Source organism: Mycolicibacterium brumae, from assembly GCF_025215495.1.
GTDB lineage: Bacteria > Actinomycetota > Actinomycetes > Mycobacteriales > Mycobacteriaceae > Mycobacterium > Mycobacterium brumae.
In genome coordinates, this window is record NZ_CP104302.1 from 460,789 (window position 1) to 479,816 (window position 19,028).

Sequence of the window (19,028 nt, forward strand, 5' to 3'; positions counted from 1 at the left end):
TTTCGGGTCAGATGGCGTCGGGGTGGTGGCGCAGCGCGCGCCGGGCGTAGTACTGGAAGTTGGCCACGCTGCGCCGCGGCGACAGCGTCCAGTCGTGGGCCTCGCGCGCCAACCGCGGCGGCAGCGGGGCGATCTCGCCGGCCGACATGGCCAGCAGCTGCAGTCGGGCGGCGCGCTCGATCAGGTGCGCCAGCGAGCAGGCCTCCTCGATGGTCGCGCCGACGACGAGTTGGCCGTGATGCGCCAGCAGGATGGCGCGTTTGTCGCCGAGGGCGGCCGAGATGATCTCGCCCTCTTCGTTCCCGACGGGCACCCCGGGCCAGTCCTTGAGGAACGCGCAGTCGTCGTAGAGTGGCGCGATGTCCATCTGGGACACGACCAGCGGCACTTCCAGCATGGACAGCGCGGCGACGTGCAGGGGATGGGTGTGGATGATGCAGTTCACGTCGGGGCGGGCCCGGTAGACCCAGCTGTGGAAACGGTTGGCCGGGTTGGCCATCCCGTCGCCCTCCAGCACGTTGAGGTCCTCGTCGACCAGCAGCAGGTTGTCGCTGGTGATCTCGTCGAATCCGAGACCGAGACGCTGGGTGAGGAAGGTGGCCGGGGCGTCGCCGCGCGCGGAGATCTGGCCGGCCAGGCCGGAATTGTGGCCCTCGTCGTAGAGCGCCCGGCAGGTCAGTGCGAGTTTTTCGCGGTCGGTCCAGTCCTGAACAGCGAGCTTGGACCGCATGGACGCCTGCGCGGAGTCCATCAACTCCTGTTTGCCGAGGTTCATCGTCGAGGTCATGGCCGGAACTCTATGACACAAGTGTCCTATCGTCAACCAATGTCGTTTAGTGCCGGTGTGTACACTCGAGCGAAATGGTTCGAATTCACCGGCTCAACGCGGGACTCACCCTGGCCGAACTGGCCGATCAGGTGGGCGTGACCAAGAGTTACCTGTCGAAGGTCGAGCGGGGCCTGAGCTCGCCGTCGATCGCCATCGCGCTGCGGATCGCCGACGTGCTCGGCGTCGACGTCGCGGAGGTGTTCGGCGACTCCGCGTCGTCGGGGTCCGAGGTGGTGGTGGAGCGGTCCTCGGGGCGGTTGCGCGCGGAACCCGACGCGCTGCCGGTGTACGACCCGATCGCGGCGATCCGCTCGGGCAAGCAGATGCACCCGTTCGTCGTGCATCCGGCCGCCGACGCCCAGGCCCTGGTGCACCACCCGGGCGAGGAATTCGTCTACGTGCTGGCCGGCTCGGCGATGCTGACCGTCAACGACGACGAGGTCGAGCTGGCGACAGGGGATTGCGCGTACTTCGCGGCGAGCAATCCCCATCGACTGCGCTCCACGTCGGAAACGCCGGCGTCGGTGCTGGTCGTGACGACCATGCCCGGCGGCCGTGGCTGCGGCAGTTAGTTCGCGGCGCCGTTGTTGTTGACGACCAGCGCGTCGTCGGTGGGGTACTCGCCGGTGGCCTGGAAGATCACGCGGCGGGCCACCTCGACGGCGTGGTCGGCGAACCGCTCGTAGAACCGGCCGAGCAGGGTGATGTCGACGGCGGCGGCCACGCCGTGCTTCCACTCGCGGTCCATCAGCACCGAGAACAGGTGGCGATGCAGATCGTCCATCGCATCGTCTTCTTCCTGGATCTCCGCGGCCCGCTGCGGGTTCCGGGTGATCAGCACGTCCTGGGCGCTGTTGCCCAGATCGACCGCCAGCCGGCCCATCTCGGCGAAGTAGCCGTTGACCTCCTCGGGCAGCGCGTGCTGCGGGTGGCGGCGGCGGGCGATCTTGGCCACGTGCAGCGCCAGCGCGCCCATCCGGTCGATGTCGGCGACGATCTGGATGGCGCCGACGATGGACCGCAGGTCACCGGCGACCGGCGCCTGCAGGGCCAGCAGCACGAAGGCGGATTCCTCGGCGCGGGCGCTCATCGCGCGAATCTGCTCGTGGTCGGTGATGACCTGTTCGGCGAGCACCAGGTCGGCTTGCAGCAGGGCCTGGGTGGCGCGCTCCATCGCCCGCCCGGACAGGCCACACATTTCGCCGAGCAGGCTCGCCAGGGCGTCGAGTTGTTCGTGGTAGGCAGTGCGCATGCCTAGAGCCTACGGCTGCCAAAACAACAGTGTGCGACACGACAGGTGAACGCGCGGTGAATGGACCCCTTATTCGCAGCTGACGTCGGCCGCGTTGGTCAGTTCCAGGCCGGCCGGCAGCTCCGCGGTGGTGGTCACCGGGGTCTTGTGGGAAACCTGCACCTCAACCGGAGAACCGGGCGCCAGTGGGTCGCCGACGCTGACGAAATCCTCGCCGAGCACCACCTGGATCTGATCTCCCAGGCCCGGCGTGCGCTCCAGCTTCGGGTTGCCCAGGGCTGCGGCGACGGTGACGGCCGCGGCCTCGTTGCCCGGTGAGTACTGCACCGTGGTGGTGTGCAGGTTCTTCGAGTAGTCGTCCGGATCGTCGACGCTGAACCCGTGCGCCGCGAAGTCCGCGGTGGCGCGTGAGCCCAGACCTGCGGTCTGGGTGGAGTTGGCCACGTGCACGCTGACCTCGTGGGTGTTGGTGGTCGTCGCGTTGACCACCTCGGTGGACTCCGACGACGCGCTCGTGGAGGTGTCGCGCTCCTCCGGGGTGGTCGTCGTCGTGGAGGTCGGCTCGGTGCTGCTGGCGGCTTCGCTGCTGGTGCTGCTGCTGGTGATGGGGGTGGTGGTCTCGTTGGTGTCGTTCTCGCCGGGCAGCGGCTGGTCGTCGCGGACCGCCTGGAACAGCGCGTCGATGGCGCCGACGTAGGGCTCCTCGTTGCCGTCCTCATCGGTGATGCCGGTGGTCGGCAAAGTGATGAAGGTGATCCGGCCGGCGGCGATGCCTTGCACCGACTGGCCCAGGTCCACCAGGTCCTTGGTGTCGACGTTGTCGACGTAGGAGTCGTCGATGAAGGTGTTGACAACGTTGTTGAGCTTGTTGATGGAGAAGAACGTCTCCGAGGAAATCATCGAACGCAGCAGCGACGACAGGAACAACTGCTGGCGTTTGATCCGGCCGTAGTCACCGTTGACCTCGGTGGTGACCTGGCGGGCGCGCACGTAGTTCAGCGCGGTGTGCCCGTCGATGCGCTGATGCCCGGCGTGCTCGAGCACGGTGCCCAGTTCGTAGTCCACCAGCGGCGTGGGAGTGCAGACGTCGACGCCGCCGACGGCGTCGACCATCTTGGAGAACCCGGCGAAGTCGATCGCGATGAACCGGTTGACCTTCAGGCCGGAAATCTTCTGAACCACCTTGACCAGGCATTTCGGCCCGCCGAAGGCGTAGGCCGAGTTCAGTTTCGTTTCCGTGTAGCGATAGTTCGGGCTGTAGGTGCCGGTCTCCTCGTCGTAGACCGGGCCGTATTCGCGGGTGGCCGGATCCCAAGCCTGACACTCGACGGGGGTGATGGCCAGGTCGCGGGGGAAGGACACCGCGACGACGCGTTTCCGGTCGGCCGGGATATTGACCAGGATGACGCTGTCGGAGCGGGCGCCGCCGGCGTCGGCGGTGTCACCGGCGCCCATCCCGGAGTTCTCGCCGTAGCGGCTGTCCACACCGACGATCAGGAAGTTCTCGTCGCCGAACTGGGCATTGGGGTCGACGATGTCGCGGGAGTCCGGGTCCAGCGCGGCGACCTTGTTCAGCCGGTGGTTCTTGGTGGCCGTCCACTGCCAGGCGGCGCCGGTCAGGACCAGGGCCAGCACCGCGAACAACGCGGCCAGCGAACGCCCGGCCAGCAGGATCGGGCGGCGGCGGTGGGTCTTGACGACGGGCAGCGGCCGGGCCGGCGGGCTGGTTGGCGCCGGCAGGTTGGGCGGCAGGTTTGCAGGCGGCAGGTTTGCAGGCGGCAGGTTCGACGCCGGCAGGCTCGGCGGCGGTGCGGTGAAGGCGGGGTCGCCGAAGAGTTCCGGCGCCGGGTCTGCCGGTGGCAGGGCCGCGGGGCTGTACTGCTGCCATTCCGACCATCGCGCCTGCTCGGCCAACTCGGCCTGGTCGGCGCGCTGTGCGATCGCGGTCAGGTCGGGGATCTCCGAGGCGGTGCGCAGGACCTCGGTGGCCGGATCGGACTCAGGCTCGGGCGCCGCCGCGGCTTCCGGGTCAGCTGCCGACTCTGGCTCTGCCGCGGATTCCGGGTCCGGCTCGACGTCGGATTCCGGCTCGGACGTCGGCAGGTTCGCCGGCGCCCCGGTCACCCGGGCGATCAGATCAGCGACATTGATGCCGGTGTGATGGCTACCGGTGACCTCGGTGTCGGATTCGGGGACACGACGACGACCGGGTTTGGCGCTGTCGCCGTCGGTCATCGCAGGTCCTCACCGTCATAGGTACGGTTATCCATGCTAGAAGAGAACCGCTGCGCAAACGAATTCCGGAACGGTCACAGCACCATCCCGGATGATCTCAGCCGCCCGAATGCATGACGTCCGCGCCCACCGGGACGCGCGGATCGTCCGGGTCGGCCAACCAGCCGTCGGGCAGTGACACCGAGGCCGACGAGCCCTGTCGGCCGCGCGGCCCGGCCGCCTGCGGACCGAACGGCACATCCGGGTCGAGTGCTCCGACCAGTGCGTCCAGCTCATCGAGGGTCTTGACCAGGGCGAGCGCCCGGCGCAGTTCGGCGCCGGCCGGGAAGCCGTGCAGGTACCAGGCGACGTGCTTGCGGATATCGCGCATGCCCTTGTCCTCGCCGAAATGTTCGGTGAGCAGGGCGCCGTGCCGGCGGATGATGTCGGCTACCTCACCCAGGTTCGGCGGGGTGGCCACCGGCCGGCCGTTGAACACCGCGGACAGTTCGGCGAACAGCCAGGGCCGGCCCAGGCAGCCGCGGCCGATGACCACGCCGTCGCAGCCGGTCCGGCGCATCATCTCCAGCGCGTCGTCGGCGTCGAAGATATCGCCGTTGCCCAGCACCGGGATGGTGCGGACGTGCTGTTTGAGGGCGGCGATCTGGTCCCAATCGGCCGCGCCCGAGTAGCGCTGGGCGGCGGTGCGCGCGTGCAGCGCGACGGCCGCCGCGCCCTCGGACTCGGCGATCCGCCCGGCGTCCAGGTGGGTGCGGTGCTCGTCGTCGATGCCGATCCGGAACTTCACCGTCACCGGAATGTCGGTTCCCTCGCAGGCGCGCACGGCAGCTGCCACGATCCGGCCGAACAGCCGGCGCTTGTAGGGCAGCGCGGCGCCGCCACCGCGGCGGGTGACCTTGGGCACCGGGCAGCCGAAGTTCATGTCGATGTGGTCGGCGAGGCCTTCGGTGGCGATCATCCGGGCCGCGTCATAGGTGGTGTCCGGGTCGACGGTGTAGAGCTGCAGCGAGCGCGGGGACTCGTCCGGGCCGAACGTCGTCATGTGCATGGTGACCGGGTGGCGTTCCACCAGGGCGCGCGCGGTCACCATCTCGCACACGTACAGGCCGCTGACGGTGCCTTCGCGGGCCAGTTCCAGCTCGCGGCACAGGGTGCGGAACGCCACGTTGGTCACCCCGGCCATCGGCGCGAGGACCACCGGGCTGGCCAAACTCATCGGCCCGATCCGCAATGCGGGCCGGGCCGACGAGTTGGGCGCCTGTTGAGGCGGTGCGGTCACTTCGACGAGGCCGACACCAGGTTGAGGTTCTTGAGCGCCTTCTTCTCGGCGACCTGGCGCTCGCGCTCGAGGCGACGCTCCTTGGCGACCTCGAACTTGACGCAGGTCTCCTCGAGTTCCCCGACGATCCGCGCCAGGTCGTCGCGCAGTTCGGCGGCCTCACCGGTGAAGTCCTCGCGCTCGAAGATGCGCCACTTCTTCAGCACCGGCATCACCACTTCGTCCAGGTGGATCCGCGGGTCGTAGACGCCGCCGACGGCGATGATGACAGCCTTGCGGCGGAACTCCGGCACCGTGTAGCCGGGCATCCGGAAGTTGCTGAGCACCCGGTGCAGCGACTTCATCGCCTGGTTGGGGGCAATGTCGAGGCCAGCGGCGCTGGTGTCCCGGTAGAACACCATGTGCAGGTTCTCGTCGTTGGAGACCTTGGCCAGCAGCGCGTCGGCGACCGGGCAGGCGCAGGCCTTGGCGGTGTTGCGGTGGCTCACGCGGGTGGCCAGCTCCTGGAACGACACGTACATCACCGAGTCGAACAGGCTCTCGGCAAACAGGTCGCCCTGGCCGTTTTGGCCGGGGGAGAAGCCGCGGGTCATCTGCACCATGCGGGTCTGCTCCAGCTCGACCGGGTCGACCGCGCGGGTCACCACCAGGTAGTCGCGCAGGGTGATGCCGTGCCGATTCTCCTCGGCGGTCCAGCGGTCAACCCAGAAACCCCACGGGTCGTCCATGGTGAAGTTCATCGCGATTTCGCGGTGATACGAGGGCAGATTGTCCTCGGTGAGCAGGTTCTGCACCATCGCGGTCTGCGCGACCTCGGACAGCTTGGACTGCTCCGGGTCCCAGTCCTGGCCGCCGAGGGCGTAGAAGTTCTTGCCGTCCGACCACGGGATGTAGTCGTGCGGGTTCCACTCCTTGGCCATCTTCATGTGACGGTTGATGTTGGCCTCTACGACGGGCGAGAGCTCGTGCAGCAGCTGAAGGTCGGTCAAGTTTTCTTCCGACACAGCGCCTCCCGGTTATCTGTTCCTGATGGTTGCACTCAATATATCTGTGTACGTCGGTAGCATCAAGTTTCGCGGGGTGCGTGCCTGGTCACGAATTCGACGCAATAGTCGATGAATTGCCCGCGCTCGGCGGGCAGTCGGCCGTCCAAGTACTCGGTGAACAGGGCGGTCAGCCCGCCCACCAAGCTGGTGGCCGCCAGCCGCTGGGCCACCGGATCGTTCAACGAGGCCAGCCGCTGGGCGAGCATCTCGATGAAGTTCGGCATCCAGGCCGCCCCGGAACGGGCCAGCGCCGGCTCCGAACTCGGCGCCAGCAGCAACACCCGACCGCGGGCCGGCGCGTCGACCATCAGCGCGACGAACTGTTCCACCGCGTCGCGCGGGGTGCGCGCCGAGGCTAGCGCGGCCATCGCGCCGCCGCCGACCTCGTTGTAGATCTCACGGACGAAATCGTCTCGGTCGGAGAAGCTTTCGTAGAAGTAGCGCTCGGTCAGCCCCGCGTGCCGGCACACCGCGCGCACCGTCAGCGCGGGCCCGTGCGGAGCGCCGAGCAGTTCGATGCCCGCGGAGACCAGTTCGCCACGACGTCGGGCCTGGCGCTCCTTGATGGACACGCCCGCCCAGCGACCTCGGCGTTGACCGTCGACCACATTGCTCCTAAACTCGACTGACAACGCTTGTAGTCATTCTTCGTCAGGAAGTTGTCAGGTGACCCAAGATACGTCCGAGGCGATGGCCTCGACCAGTGAATCCGCCGCGCCGCCCATCGCCGGCGGCTGCCCGATGGGCGCCGGCTACCGAGCGGTTCCGCTAGGACCGGACTCGCTGACCTGGAAGTACTTCGGCGACTGGCGCGGAATGCTGCAGGGACCGTGGGCCGGCTCGATGCAGAACATGCATCCGCAGCTCGGCGCGGCGGTCAGCGAACACTCCATCTTCTTCACCGAGCGCTGGCCGCGGCTGCTGCGCTCCATCTACCCGATCTCCGGGGTGGTGTTCGACGGCGATCGGGCGCCCCGCACTGCCGCCGAGGTGCGTGACTACCACGTCGACATCAAGGGCGTCGACGACCAGGGCCGGCGCTATCACGCGCTGAACCCCGACGTCTTCTATTGGGCGCACGCCACCTTCTTCGTGTCCACCATGATCATCGCCGAGCGGTACTGCGGCGGGCTGACCGAGGCGCAGAAGCGGCAGATGTTCGACGAGCACGTGCAGTGGTACGCGCTGTACGGCATGAGCATGCGCCCGGTGCCCAAGAGCTGGGAGGACTTCCAGATCTACTGGGACCACATGTGCAGCGAGGTGCTGGAGAACAACCAGGCCGCCCGCGACGTACTGGACCTGACCGAACTGCCCAAACCGCCGTTCGTGGAGTGGATGCCGGAGTGGATGTGGGCGCTGCAGCGCAAGGTCATCGCGAAGGCGTTCGTCTGGTACACCGTCGGCCTGTATGACCCGCCGGTCCGCAAGCTGATGGGCTACACCTGGTCCGAGCGCGACGAATGGTGGCACCGGCGGGTCGCCGACGTGGCGCGCATCGCGTTCCTGCCGATCCCGGCGCGCTGGCGACGGCACCCGCGGGCCCAGGCCGGCTGGGACCGCGCGACCGGGCGGATCCCCGCCGACACCCCGCCGCCGGAGACCCCGGCCCGCAATCTGCCGCCGGTCGAGGCGCGCGGGCGAGGTATGCACTACTGCCCTGACGTGTGATCCGGCTACGGTATAGCCATGACGGCCCCCGAACTCCTCGGCGGTCGCTACGAAATGCGTGGCGTGCTCGGCCGCGGCGGCATGGCCGAGGTGCGTGAGGCCTGGGACACCGCCAGCGGCCAGATGGTCGCGGTCAAGCTGCTCTATCCCGGCTACGACACCCACCCGGACTACCTGCGCCGGTTCTGGGCCGAGGCCGAAGCGGCCGCCGGGCTGAACCATCCGCACATCGTGGGCGTCTTCGACCGCGGCCAGCATCGGGGCGCCCCCTACATCGTGATGCCGCGGCTGCCGGGGCGCAGCCTCGCCGACCTGATCTCGCAGGGCCCGGTGCCCCCGCCGTATGTCCGCAAGATGCTCACCGAGGTGCTCTCGGCGCTGTCCGCCGCGCACGCCGCCGGCATCCTGCACCGCGACATCAAACCGGCGAACATCCTGTTCACCGAGACCGGCCGGGCTCAGGTCGCCGACTTCGGGCTGGCCAAGGGCCTGGACACCTACCGAACCGAGACCGGCCAGATCATGGGCACCATGGCCTACATGAGCCCGGAGCGCCTCACCGGCCGGGCAGCCACGGTGTCCGACGACCTGTACGCCGTCGGGCTGTGCGGCTGGGAGGCGCTCACCGGTCGCCGGGCCTTCCCCCAGGAGAATCTGGTGGCGCTGGCCCGGTCGATCACCCAGGAGCCGCCGCCGTCGGTGGCCAGCCTGCGGCCCGACGTCGACCCGCAGTTGTCGGCGATCATCGACCGGGCGATGACCCGCGAGGAATCCGCCCGATTCCCCAGCGCCGAGGCCATGCTCGGCGAATTGATGGATTTCAGTGGCGAGCCGGTGACCGGGCCGATCCCCATCGTCGCGCCGCCCCCACCTCCGCCGGCGCCGGTCTCGACGAGCCCGCCGGTGATCATGGTGCCCCAGCCGGTGCTGGTGCGACGCCGGGTCTGGCACTGGGTGCTGCTGGTCGCGGTGCTGGTGGCGCTGGTGGTGGGCGCGGTCGCGTTCTTCCTGGGCGCGTCCACGCACACCGAAGGCGCCCCGGTGGCGCCGGCGGCGGCGACGAGCTTCTTCGATCAGCCGCCGCGCGCGCGATAGGCGGCCACCGCGGTCGGCAGCGTGGGGTAGATGTTCTGCGGACCGAGCCGGGTCAGGAAGCCGGAGGCTTTCAGGTCGTCGAGCAGGTCCTGTTTGACCCGCGCCATCGCGAACACGATGCCCCGGCCGGTGAGTTCGTCGTGCAGTTGTTCCAGCGCGTCGGCGGCGGTCAGGTCCGGGTCGACGTTGGCCTCGGCGTTGAGCACGAACCACCGGGTTTCGGTCTCGCTGTCGTCGACGGCCGCCAGCGCGCGCTCCCGAAAGTTCTCGGCGTTGGCGAAGAACAGCGGGGCGTCGTAGCGGTAGACCACCAGGCCGGGAACCGGGCGGGCGTCGGCGTAGTCATCGACGTCGTGCATGCCGGGCAGGCCGTCAACGATGCCCTGGATGGCGTCGTGCGGGCGGGCGACCCGGCGCAGCAGGTCCAGGATGGACAGCGCGATCGCCACCAGCACGCCGTTGAGCACCCCGAACACCAGCACCGCGACCGTGGTGGACACCGCGATGGCCAGCTCGGAGAACCGGTAGCGAGCGATCCGGCGGAACTCGGCGACGTCGATCAGGTTCAGCGCGGCGTAGACGACCAGGGCGCCCAGCGCCGGCATCGGGATGGTCTCCAGCAGGTCGCGGCCGGCCAGCATCACCGCCACCACCGCGGCGAGCATGACCAGCGAGTACAGCTGTGTGCGGCTGCCGACGGTGTCGCCGAGGGCGGTGCGGCTCCCGCTGGAGCTGACCGGGAAGCCCTGGGTGGCGCCGGTGACCAGATTGCTCACCCCGAGGGCGCGGAGCTCGGCGTTGGCGTCGATGTTCTCCCGGCGGCGGGCGGCGAAGGTGCGCGCGGTCAGGGTGTTGTCGGAGAACGCGACGACGGCGATGCCCAGCGACGGCAGCAGCAGCACGCCGACATCGGCCAGCGACACCGCCGGCAGCATCGGCGCGGGCAGGTCGGCCGGGATGTCCCCGACGATCTTGATGCCGCGCTCGGTGAGGGTGAACAGCCATACCGCCAGTGCGGCGCCGGCCACCGCGAACAGCGCGCCGGGGAACTTCGGCGAGAGCCAGCGCATGACGAACAGCGAGGTCAGCACGGCCGCCGACAGCAGCACGGTCGGCAGGTGGTAGTCGCCGATCTGGCCGGCGAAAGAGCCGATCTGGTCGGCGAACTCCCGTCCGTGGACCGGAACGCCGGTGGTGCGGCCGAGTTGGTCGGCGATCATGATCAGCGCGACGCCGGTCATGTAGCCGACGAGGACCGGGCGGGACAGCAGATCAGCCAGGAACCCGAGCCGGGCCAATCCGGCGATCAGGCAGATCACCCCGACGAGGATGGCGGCGAGGGCGGCCATCGCCGCGTAGCGGGCCGGGTCGGTGATGGCCAGCGGCGCCAGCGCGGTGGCGGTCATCAGGGCGGTGGTCGACTCCGGGCCGACCGATAGCTGCCGGGACGAGCCGAGGAACGCGTACACCGCCATCGGGCCCAGCGCCGCCCACAGCCCGGCCACCGGCGGCAGCCCCGCCACGGTGGCATACGCCATCACCTGCGGAATCAGGTACGCGGCGACGGTCAGGCCCGCGACCACGTCGCCGCGCAGCCAGTCGCGCTGGTAGCGCCGCAGCTGCCGCCAGCCGGGGACCCAGTCGTCGAGCATGGAGGCCATGTTCACCCATTGTTCGCCTGAGGTTCAGGTTTTGCTTGCTTTGCGGGGCGGTTCCGGCGTCGGCTCTCGTCCTGAGTGCGATCTGACAGGTTTCGCTCATTCTGTGTGCGACCAGATCGCGCATCCGGCGAAATCCGCGACCTGAGCGCACGCAGGACGGACGACGAACTGACGGACTTTTAATCCGCAGGTCCCGGGTGCGTCGAGCCCGGTGCGGGGTCGGTATTGTGTCCGCGTTGGCCCCTATAGCTCAGTTGGTAGAGCTACGGACTTTTAATCCGCAGGTCCCAGGTTCGAGCCCTGGTGGGGGCACCAGATTTCGGCGATGCTGGCCCGCAGGGCCAAACGCATCTTGAACGTTGTCAGCAACGTCTCGCACTACGCGGATCTCTCCGAGCCGACCGGTCTGTGGCTCTCGGAGTTGACACACGCCTGGCACGTGTTCGACGAGGCCGGCTACGAACAGACCATCATCAGCCCGCAGGGCGGACTGTCCCCGCTGGAACCCCGCTCGCTGAAGTTCCCGAACTTCGACAAGACCGCCAGGCGTGGAAAGCCGATGATCAGAAGATGGCGCTGCTGGCGAACACCGCGGCGCCCGATCAGGTCAACGCGGCCGACTATGACGCGATCTACTTCACCGGCGGCCACGCGGTGATGTTCGACTTCCCCGACAGCGAGGGCCTGCAGCGGTTGACCCGGGATGAAAGAGCCGCGGCGCGTGCTACGAGAAGGGAAAGCTCCCGTTCACTTCCTACACGGTGGGGGACGGACGCCTGGTCACCGGCCAGAATCCCGGCTCAGCGAAAGAGACCGCGCAGCGCGTCGTCTCGGTTTTGGAGGGCTGATCGGGAACCGGTTTGGGGATTCGGCCGGGCGTGCCCTAAGCTATCGAAGCTCCCAGCGTGAAGCGTTGTGAGTACCCCGGAGAGATTCGGATTGGGCCCCCATCGTCTAGTGGCCTAGGACGCCGCCCTTTCACGGCGGTAGCACGGGTTCGAATCCCGTTGGGGGTACGCGCCAACGTAAAAGTTGGAGCACGGCAGTACAAGCAAGGCCCTGTGGCGCAGTTGGTTAGCGCGCCGCCCTGTCACGGCGGAGGTCGCGGGTTCGAGTCCCGTCAGGGTCGCCACCTTTTTGGTGGGGCACCGTGGTGAGCAACCAGGTGTGCCTTCCGGCCAGGTAGCTCAGTTGGTACGAGCGTCCGCCTGAAAAGCGGAAGGTCGCCGGTTCGATCCCGGCCCTGGCCACCAGCGAAACCCCAGCTCAGCTGGGGTTTTTCTCGTTCTGGTGGAGTGCTCCCCAGGGCAAAAGTGACACAGAGTGACACAGGTGCCCGTACAGGTGACACGAGATGACACGGCGGCGGGTCAGGGGAGCGGTGTCCCGAAGGACGTGACACGCGGCGATGCCGCGACGCCCTACCGTCGACCTATGCCCGACGCCGACTTCGACCCCTGCATCCTCACGGGCCGCACGAGCGATGGCCGCGAGGCCACCTGGTCGTACGGCTCCTGGCGCGGCGACTGGGCGTTGACCCGTCATGCCGACATCCTCCGGGGCGAGGACACTGGGCTGCGCGGAACCGCTGCGGCCATCGCGGCGGCGGTCGGCGAGGACGGGAGCGTCAGCGAGTCCGTCACCGCGCTGCTGGCCGACGGGAAATGACGGATCGCCGCCAGGCCGTGTCGTGCGGACGCCATACCGTCGACCTCGTGGACGACGACGCTTGGTGGGCGGCTCAGCCCGATGTCGGGCCGTACTACATGGACGCGGAAGATGCCGCTGGGTGGACGCCGGGGACGGGTTGGTTCGATCCCATCGACGCCGAACTCGACCAGACGATGGTGCTCGGCGACGATCAACTCGACCTCTGCGACCACGCGGTGGTGGACTCTCCGCTGATGCACCGCCGCCCTTGGGTTTCACCGCTGCCCGAGCGCCACGGCTGTCTCACGCTGTTCGCCGGAGAGTGCGCCGGGGACACGCTGGCGTGGGTACACGGCGGTCTCACGCCAGGCCCGGCTGGTGGTTGGTGGAGCGGGGACGAGGAGTTGATCGGCATTGCCCGAAAGGTGCTGGTTCGCCTTCCCGCGCCCGACGATCCGAACGCCGTGCCGTTCGTCATCGCGTGCATCTGCGGGACGACGGACGATGCGACGATCATGTTCGCCGACGAATACCGCGAGCGATATGGCAACAGGCTCGGTGCGGTTCTCGTCGAGCGCTGCTAGCCGTCGCACTGGAGCGCGGCCTTGACCTCCAACGCGCCTGCCGTGCTGGGCAGGCCGAGTTCCCCTGCGGCGGCGTCCAATTCGACTCTGAGTCCTTGGAGTTCCACGGCGGTCAGCACGAGCTTGGTCAACCCGACTGACACGACAATCTGATCGGCGCCAATCACCTCGGCTGCGGTACGGCGAGCGTCCATGCCCCCATCCTTCCCGATCTGCGGTGCGATGAGAGCCCTCGTATCTCTCCCCACGAGCCACCCGCTCTCCCCGAGGCCCGATACACCCCTCGCGGTGCGCGGCCAACGTCGGCCTCGATGCGAGAACCGGCGACCCTTCCGCTCTGTACCGTGTCTCGCGCCGGAGGCCGTGGAGAGAGGTACGTGGCTACACCCGCTGCGCGAGGAGCACGCGGCTCCCGACGGGATCGCTTGTGCGGATCACCTTGCCGCTGAGTCCCTCGACGGATTCCCACGGGACGCCGAGCGCATCAAGCGCGGCGGTCACCAGGCCGAGGTCGGGCACGGTGAGGCTGATAGCCGTCCGCGTCGTCGGCCACCGCTCCGATGCGGGGTGAAGGCCGATCACGACGGGGCCGACACCCCCGTGGAGATCGTCGTCGAATTGCACGCCGAGCGCTTCGTAGAAGGTGATGCTGCGAGAGACGTTGGCGCAGAAGATCGTCACCGCGAGCAGTTCGGGTTCGGAGTTCATCGCTGCGACGGCGATCCAAGCAGCGGATCGCCAGCCTTCCACCGCGTGAGGTACGAGATCCTGTGCCGCATATCCCGCAGCGTGAGCATGTCGGCTTCGGTGAGCGAGCACTCCTGCGCGGTCTTCGGATCGTCGGCCAGGATGCCCTTGACGATGCGCTCCGATGTCACCAGATATTCGTGCAACACCTGGTCGGAGGCGAGCAGTTTGTCGCTCTGCACCCGCAGCAAAATCAGTTCGATGCGACCTAGCCAGAGCGGGGGTTCGTCTCCGATCTGCACGGTGAACCCGTCGCCGTCGGGGGCGACGGAGACATCGCGGATGGGGATCACGGCTTGTCCTTCATGTCGGTGCCGGTCACTGGGCTGGCACCAGCGTCACGCGGAGCTCGCCTTCGGGGCACGCGAGCACGGCCCAGGGGCGCCGCGCGAGCTGGCGCTCGATCTCGTGGATGATCTGCGCCGCGTGACGACCGTCCGGCTCGTCCACGCGCAGATACGCGGCCACGGCCAGCAGCAGGCCGAGCGACAATCGCGGCCCAGCGTCGCCCTCGCGCGGTGCGTCGAGGAAAGTCCCCCCTTCGGTTCGCACCTCGCCGGTGCCCCGCAGCGTCAGGGTCACCTCGCACCAGAGGGGGCGCGGCGGTGGAGGCGGTGGTGGCGCCGTTGCGACGTAGGGCGTCAGGTCGTAGGCGGTCACGCTGCGCTCTCCTTCACGTACCGAAAGACCGTGCGCCGCGAGACGCCGAACATCGCGGCCAGCTCGCCCACGGGCTCACCGCTGCGGTACAGCCGCACGAGTCGATCCCGCTGGTCGCCGGACAGCTTCGGCGGGCACGTCGCGTGCAGGCCCCGCTCGCGTCGGGCCGCTCTGCTGGCCGCGCGCCTCTCCTTGCCGAGTTCGAGTTCCAGCTCGGCGACCGTCGCCATGATGTTCACCACCGCGCGGCCAGTCGGCGTGCTCGTGTCCACGGACTCACGGAGAGACCGCAACGCGATCCCGCGCTGCTCCAGTTCGTGCATCGTCTGCGCGACCTCGCGCACGGAACGCCCGAGACGGTCGATGGCGACGACCACCACGACGTCGCCCTCGCGCAGCCAGCCGAGGCAGTCGCGCCACCCGGGGCGGTCGGCTCCGGCGCGGCCCGAGGCGGTGTCGGTGAACACGCGATCTGGGTCGATGCCTGCGGCGGTGATGGCGTCGCGCTGCTGATCGACGGTCTGGCCGCTGGTGCTCACGCGCAGGTAGGCGGCGGTGCTCATGGTCTCTCCCCTCGGTGGTGTGGGCCGACGGTATCGCGGCGGTCTGACACTCGACGTGTCACTGTGACGCCTCTCGGTGCCCCTTCTCCAGTGTCACATGCGATTTCGTCATACGGAACGCGAGTTCTGTTGCGGTGACGTCTGTTTAGAGTTGGCACCGTGGCCCGTGCTGGACAGAGGGTGGAGTGGTGCGTCAGTCCCTCGGCGGCGCCACGAGGTCGAGCCTGGCCTTGAACTGCGGGCACTCCAACGTCGCCCAGGGTCGCCTGGCGAGCTGTGGGTCAACCACGTTGGACACGGCGAGGCACTTCGCGTCGTTCGGCTCGGGCAGGCCGAGGTCTTCGCACAGATTGAAAATCCCGCATTGGAGAAGTGGGAACGGCTCGCCAGGGTGCAGGTAATTCCCTGTGGCGGTTCGGGTCTCGCCGCTCGGATAGGTCAGCGTCACCTCGCACCAAATCCACCCCACGTCGTCGGCGAAATCGTCGGGGTCGTAGTCCTCGTCCTCGATCTCCGGCTCGTCGTCGGCCAGCCGCTCGATCCTCTGCACCGTGGACGAGAGCCGAGTCTGCACCTGCGTGTACGTCCAGTCCCACTCCAGGTAGAACGACGACCCGACCTTCGGCCAGGCCCCGATGTTCCAGATGCGCTGCGGCTGGCCGTCGCCGATGAACTGGCCACGTCCCGCGCCGGGGAGACGGGTGTAAGTCATCCGATCCAAGTCCCAGATGTGCTGGCTCCCGCGCGTCGTGACGAGCCAGCGCCCGCCCATGCCGGAGGTCAACTCGGTGATGGTTTCGGGCTCGTCGGTAGTGGTGTTTTCGCTGCTCATGGGTCGACCGTAGGGCGTCACTCCGACACCCGTCGACGCCGAGAAATCACGTCCCGCGCGGCCTTGTGGGACGTGATGATTCGGGGCTCCGCGACGTCGTGGCGACGCCGTAGCGTCGACCGCATGACCGACGAAAAGGTGCGCGCCTGGGTGTCCGAAGGGCACGTGTGCGTGCGGGGAATCCAGCGCTATCTCGGGTACACCGACGGCAATCGGTTCACGCTGGTGCAGGCGCGCACCTTGGCTGGGATGCTCTGGCGCGACGGTGACGAGAAGGGCGCCGCCGTGGTGAACGCCGCTGCCGATGAGTTGGAGGCCGTCGACCCGCTCGCGGAGGTGCGCCAACGCGGCGGCGATGTGTTCGTGCCGAAGGGCTGGGTCGGCATCGTCCTGGAGCTGCACGCCGCGCTGGTCGCCGTCGATCCCTCGATCCAATACCGCCAGATCAAGGAGAAGTTCGGGGAATTGCGGGTGTACCACAGCAGTGATGCCACCGAGGCGCGCGAGCTGATCCGCGCCGCCGAGGCGAAGTCGCTGGCGACGTGCGAGTCCTGTGGCAACGCTGGAGTTATGCACCGAAGCGAGCACGGCTGGTACAGGACGTTGTGCCCGTCGTGTGCTGGTGAGCATGAGCAGGGGTACACCGTGGTGAAGCAGCGATGATCCCTGCCTACGACACCCGCCCGCTGGTCAACCCCACGCCGCGTTGGCCCGGCTTCCACGCGGTCAACGTCCGCGCCGTGTGGACACCGACCGACGGCGATCCGATCACCGTTGTGGGCGACTATCTCGACGCCGCGGAACCTGGCGCGGCGGTCGAACTCGGCTGCGGCATAGAGGAATTGGCAACGGATCTCGGTGTGGAGCGGTTGGTGTTCCCGCGCGGCCTGAACTACACCATCACGATCTGCACGCTGGTGGATCGCCAACTGCTGCAACGCCCTGTCGCCGAAGTGCGCTGCCCCGACGGGACGCTGCGCATCACCCCGATCCCGTGGCGGCTCGGCCTGCGGTCGCTGCCGACGCATGAGCCGACGACGGGGTGGGAGGTCGGGCCAGCGTAGGTGTAGGTATCGCGCCACTCTCCATCACCACCCCTGAGCCCTGGCGCTCATTTCTAGGGCTGACCTGCGCGGATCATGTCCCGCGCCGTCACACCCACATGTTGAATCGTCATGTTGCCAGCAGAGGAGATTGCTGGCTTGCTGGCATGGGGTGGAAGTGAGCACCAGGGCTCATGGTGCGAAGGCCACCGTACCGCTGGGCCGATCTCCAAAACTTCCGCGTCGGGGCACGTGCTCCGCGGCTTATGGTGGGCTCACACCGCACCACCATCCGAAGGGGAACGTCATGGGGAAACGAACCGGAGCCGCGATCTTGGCCGCCGCAGCAGCGGGGGCAACGCTGTCCATCGGCGGCGCGGGCATAGCCCAGGCGTCGGTCGTGCAGTGCGGAAGTGCCAACGGGTATTCGGTGTCGGCGGAGTCCGACACCACCTCGTGCGAGTTCGCGTTGATCGTGGCGCGGAAGTTCCCCGCCGGGTTCACTGGGCAGAACACGTCGGTCACCGCCACGAGCCCCGTCACGGGCAAGAGTTACCAGGTCGCCTGCTCGCGGCTGTACCAGCAGACGATCGAGTGCACGACCTTCAGCACTGGAGTGCAGATTTTCCTGAACTCGTGAGCGCACCAGGCTGGCTGTCGGCATTGACGTGTGCGACGGCGCTTCTCGCTGGATGTTCGACCACGATGCCAGGTGAAGCCCAGCGTGACCCGAGCGTGTCCGCTGACGCCGCAGTGCCCGCCTTGCTCAACCCAGGCGGATACCCCACCGCGCCGCGAACGCAGTTGGGCGCGGCGGGCGAACGCGGCGGGCAGATGGAAGCGCACCGGATGTTCGACGCGCTGGTGCTGCCGTTCCAAATCGAACCGACCCTGACCACGAACTGGGACACCGGCCTCTACAAGAACGCGCGCGCCACCAAAATGGGCATGGCCTCGCCGATCTCCGAAGCCGTGGGCGACCACGGGTTCGTGGTCGGAATCCAGGTCACTGGAATCGCGGGAGCGGACCCGCGTATCGCCGACCTGTCTCTGAGCAACGGATGGCTGCGCTTCCCCGACGACGCGCAGGCCACCGCCGCAGTTGCGAATATGGCGACCCGCGCCGCGACGGTCAGCCTGCCGATGGACCTCACCGGCAAGCCGAGCGCCACGCAGCCCATTACCGTGCCGCGCCACCCTGGCACAGTGGCGGTCACTTTCACCACCGACCCCAGGGCAGTGCATGTGCTCGCGTTCACCGCCCGCGGCCCGTACGTGCTGACCCAGCATGCGTGGTCCACGCGTGACGGCGTGGACGCCGCCGAGCTGGTCGCAAAGACCCTTGACGAGCAGATCCCCCTGGTCGACAGCTTCGTCCCGACAGCCATCGACGCGCTGGCTTCACTGCCGCTGGACCCCACCGGCATGGTTGCCCGCACGATGGAACCGCCCGAGGACTATGGCCGCACGGTGGAAAAGGGCAGCTACGGCCCGCGCGGCGGACTCGCACAGTTCCAGTATCCCGCCCCACTGGAGCCGATATTCGAGGCGGCGGGGGTGACAATTGTGACGCTCGGCGAGACCGTCACGTACAAGGTCCGCGACGCGGACGCCGCGACCACGATGGCCGCAGCACTCGCCGCCGTGGAGAACCCGTACCGCAAGTACGAGCCGAGCGACGGTGTGCCGGGGATGCCTGGGTCGCATTGCAGAGTGTTCGGCACCTCGACTTTGAGGGATTACTCCTGCACCGCCGCGGCGGGGGATGTCGTCTTCGCCTATTCGGGCGCGCAGGAAGACCAGGTGCACCAGGTGATGGCCGCGCAATACGTCATGCTGGTGTCCAAATGACGTACTTGGGTCAAGTGCCCCAACCGCGGC

Annotated in this window: 22 protein-coding genes, 4 tRNA genes and 1 pseudogene; 14 read left to right on the forward strand and 13 right to left on the reverse strand. The window is 68.2% G+C overall.

The features are described 5' to 3' along the window. Window positions 1–7: 7 nt before the first annotated feature. Window positions 8–787, reverse strand: coding sequence for an aldolase (locus L2Z93_RS02285; protein ID WP_090590270.1), 780 nt, complete (start codon window positions 785–787; stop codon window positions 8–10). Between the two features lie 74 nt (window positions 788–861). Here L2Z93_RS02285 and L2Z93_RS02290 point away from each other — a divergent pair, with 74 nt between their 5' ends. Beyond that, window positions 862–1,401 (forward strand): helix-turn-helix domain-containing protein, encoded by a 540-nt coding sequence (locus L2Z93_RS02290; RefSeq protein WP_090590266.1) that lies wholly within the window; start codon window positions 862–864, stop codon window positions 1,399–1,401. Here L2Z93_RS02290 and phoU read toward each other — a convergent pair. From phoU to L2Z93_RS02315, 5 genes are all read right to left on the reverse strand, one after another. Further along, window positions 1,398–2,081 (reverse strand): phosphate signaling complex protein PhoU, encoded by a 684-nt coding sequence (gene phoU, locus L2Z93_RS02295; RefSeq protein WP_090590262.1) that lies wholly within the window; start codon window positions 2,079–2,081, stop codon window positions 1,398–1,400. The genes L2Z93_RS02290 and phoU overlap by 4 nt on opposite strands. A 69-nt stretch (window positions 2,082–2,150) precedes the next feature. Then, window positions 2,151–4,316 (reverse strand): LCP family glycopolymer transferase, encoded by a 2,166-nt coding sequence (locus tag L2Z93_RS02300; RefSeq protein ID WP_090590258.1) that lies wholly within the window; start codon window positions 4,314–4,316, stop codon window positions 2,151–2,153. 97 nt (window positions 4,317–4,413) lie between these two features. Continuing rightward, window positions 4,414–5,532 (reverse strand): tRNA dihydrouridine synthase DusB, encoded by a 1,119-nt coding sequence (dusB, locus tag L2Z93_RS02305; protein WP_090590255.1) that lies wholly within the window; start codon window positions 5,530–5,532, stop codon window positions 4,414–4,416. Window positions 5,533–5,591: 59 nt separating this feature from the next. Then, window positions 5,592–6,584, reverse strand: a complete 993-nt coding sequence (locus L2Z93_RS02310) for an acyl-ACP desaturase (protein WP_275984778.1) — start codon at window positions 6,582–6,584, stop codon at window positions 5,592–5,594. Window positions 6,585–6,661: 77 nt separating this feature from the next. Further along, window positions 6,662–7,249 carry a TetR/AcrR family transcriptional regulator gene (locus tag L2Z93_RS02315; RefSeq protein ID WP_090590249.1) on the reverse strand — a complete coding sequence of 196 codons (588 nt, stop codon included), beginning with the start codon at window positions 7,247–7,249 and terminating at the stop codon, window positions 6,662–6,664. Between the two features lie 58 nt (window positions 7,250–7,307). On the opposite strand from L2Z93_RS02315, the gene L2Z93_RS02320 reads away from it, so the two are divergent. Continuing rightward, window positions 7,308–8,312 (forward strand): oxygenase MpaB family protein, encoded by a 1,005-nt coding sequence (locus L2Z93_RS02320; RefSeq protein WP_370745800.1) that lies wholly within the window; start codon window positions 7,308–7,310, stop codon window positions 8,310–8,312. Window positions 8,313–8,330: 18 nt separating this feature from the next. Beyond that, a complete protein-coding gene (locus L2Z93_RS02325; RefSeq protein WP_193438931.1) occupies window positions 8,331–9,407 on the forward strand; it encodes a serine/threonine-protein kinase in 1,077 nt (358 codons plus the stop codon). Here the strand turns inward: L2Z93_RS02325 and L2Z93_RS02330 are convergent. Continuing rightward, entirely contained in the window at window positions 9,386–11,068 is a 1,683-nt protein-coding gene (locus tag L2Z93_RS02330) for a SulP family inorganic anion transporter (protein ID WP_234786179.1), read from the reverse strand. The two genes, L2Z93_RS02325 and L2Z93_RS02330, sit on opposite strands and share 22 nt — an antisense overlap. A 239-nt stretch (window positions 11,069–11,307) precedes the next feature. On the opposite strand from L2Z93_RS02330, the gene L2Z93_RS02335 reads away from it, so the two are divergent. The 7 genes and pseudogenes from L2Z93_RS02335 (at window position 11,308) to L2Z93_RS02365 (ending at window position 13,302) form a co-directional block, all read left to right on the forward strand. Further along, window positions 11,308–11,383, forward strand: a tRNA-Lys gene (locus tag L2Z93_RS02335). 10 nt (window positions 11,384–11,393) lie between these two features. Beyond that, window positions 11,394–11,916: pseudogene (locus L2Z93_RS02340) on the forward strand (type 1 glutamine amidotransferase domain-containing protein). 95 nt (window positions 11,917–12,011) lie between these two features. Next, window positions 12,012–12,084: transfer RNA gene (locus L2Z93_RS02345), tRNA-Glu, on the forward strand. Between the two features lie 39 nt (window positions 12,085–12,123). Next, window positions 12,124–12,200 (forward strand) — tRNA-Asp (locus tag L2Z93_RS02350). Between the two features lie 44 nt (window positions 12,201–12,244). Beyond that, window positions 12,245–12,321, forward strand: a tRNA-Phe gene (locus tag L2Z93_RS02355). A gap of 181 nt (window positions 12,322–12,502) precedes the next feature. Continuing rightward, on the forward strand, window positions 12,503–12,736 hold the full coding sequence (locus L2Z93_RS02360; protein ID WP_090590241.1) for a hypothetical protein: 234 nt from the start codon (window positions 12,503–12,505) through the stop codon (window positions 12,734–12,736). Between the two features lie 47 nt (window positions 12,737–12,783). After that, the gene (locus L2Z93_RS02365; protein ID WP_128111774.1) at window positions 12,784–13,302 is read left to right on the forward strand and encodes a hypothetical protein; all 519 of its coding nucleotides are present in this window, start codon (window positions 12,784–12,786) and stop codon (window positions 13,300–13,302) included. Here the strand turns inward: L2Z93_RS02365 and L2Z93_RS02370 are convergent. From L2Z93_RS02370 to L2Z93_RS02395, 6 genes are all read right to left on the reverse strand, one after another. Next, window positions 13,299–13,496 carry a hypothetical protein gene (locus L2Z93_RS02370; protein WP_128111773.1) on the reverse strand — a complete coding sequence of 66 codons (198 nt, stop codon included), beginning with the start codon at window positions 13,494–13,496 and terminating at the stop codon, window positions 13,299–13,301. The two genes, L2Z93_RS02365 and L2Z93_RS02370, sit on opposite strands and share 4 nt — an antisense overlap. Before the next feature lie 187 nt (window positions 13,497–13,683). Next, a complete protein-coding gene (locus L2Z93_RS02375) occupies window positions 13,684–14,010 on the reverse strand; it encodes a VOC family protein (RefSeq protein ID WP_090590230.1) in 327 nt (108 codons plus the stop codon). Beyond that, window positions 14,007–14,342 carry a hypothetical protein gene (locus L2Z93_RS02380; protein ID WP_090590226.1) on the reverse strand — a complete coding sequence of 112 codons (336 nt, stop codon included), beginning with the start codon at window positions 14,340–14,342 and terminating at the stop codon, window positions 14,007–14,009. Before L2Z93_RS02380 ends, L2Z93_RS02375 begins: the two co-directional genes overlap by 4 nt. 25 nt (window positions 14,343–14,367) lie before the next feature. Beyond that, window positions 14,368–14,709, reverse strand: coding sequence for a hypothetical protein (locus L2Z93_RS02385; RefSeq protein WP_128111772.1), 342 nt, complete (start codon window positions 14,707–14,709; stop codon window positions 14,368–14,370). Then, entirely contained in the window at window positions 14,706–15,272 is a 567-nt protein-coding gene (locus L2Z93_RS02390) for a recombinase family protein (protein WP_090590219.1), read from the reverse strand. The genes L2Z93_RS02385 and L2Z93_RS02390 overlap by 4 nt, the downstream gene beginning before the upstream one ends. Window positions 15,273–15,465: 193 nt before the next feature. Continuing rightward, on the reverse strand, window positions 15,466–16,104 hold the full coding sequence (locus L2Z93_RS02395) for a hypothetical protein (RefSeq protein WP_090590216.1): 639 nt from the start codon (window positions 16,102–16,104) through the stop codon (window positions 15,466–15,468). Window positions 16,105–16,227: 123 nt separating this feature from the next. Between L2Z93_RS02395 and L2Z93_RS02400 the strand changes: the two genes are divergently transcribed. The 4 genes from L2Z93_RS02400 to L2Z93_RS02415 all read left to right on the forward strand — a co-directional run bounded on the left by L2Z93_RS02400 (window position 16,228) and on the right by L2Z93_RS02415 (window position 18,998). Continuing rightward, entirely contained in the window at window positions 16,228–16,767 is a 540-nt protein-coding gene (locus tag L2Z93_RS02400; RefSeq protein ID WP_090590213.1) for a hypothetical protein, read from the forward strand. Beyond that, window positions 16,764–17,168: a hypothetical protein gene (locus tag L2Z93_RS02405; protein ID WP_090590210.1), complete on the forward strand. Its 405-nt coding sequence runs from the start codon at window positions 16,764–16,766 to the stop codon at window positions 17,166–17,168. The genes L2Z93_RS02400 and L2Z93_RS02405 overlap by 4 nt, the downstream gene beginning before the upstream one ends. 286 nt (window positions 17,169–17,454) lie before the next feature. Then, entirely contained in the window at window positions 17,455–17,787 is a 333-nt protein-coding gene (locus L2Z93_RS02410) for a hypothetical protein (RefSeq protein WP_234786178.1), read from the forward strand. Between the two features lie 95 nt (window positions 17,788–17,882). Then, a complete protein-coding gene (locus tag L2Z93_RS02415; protein WP_090590206.1) occupies window positions 17,883–18,998 on the forward strand; it encodes a DUF7373 family lipoprotein in 1,116 nt (371 codons plus the stop codon). Window positions 18,999–19,028: the final 30 nt, after the last annotated feature.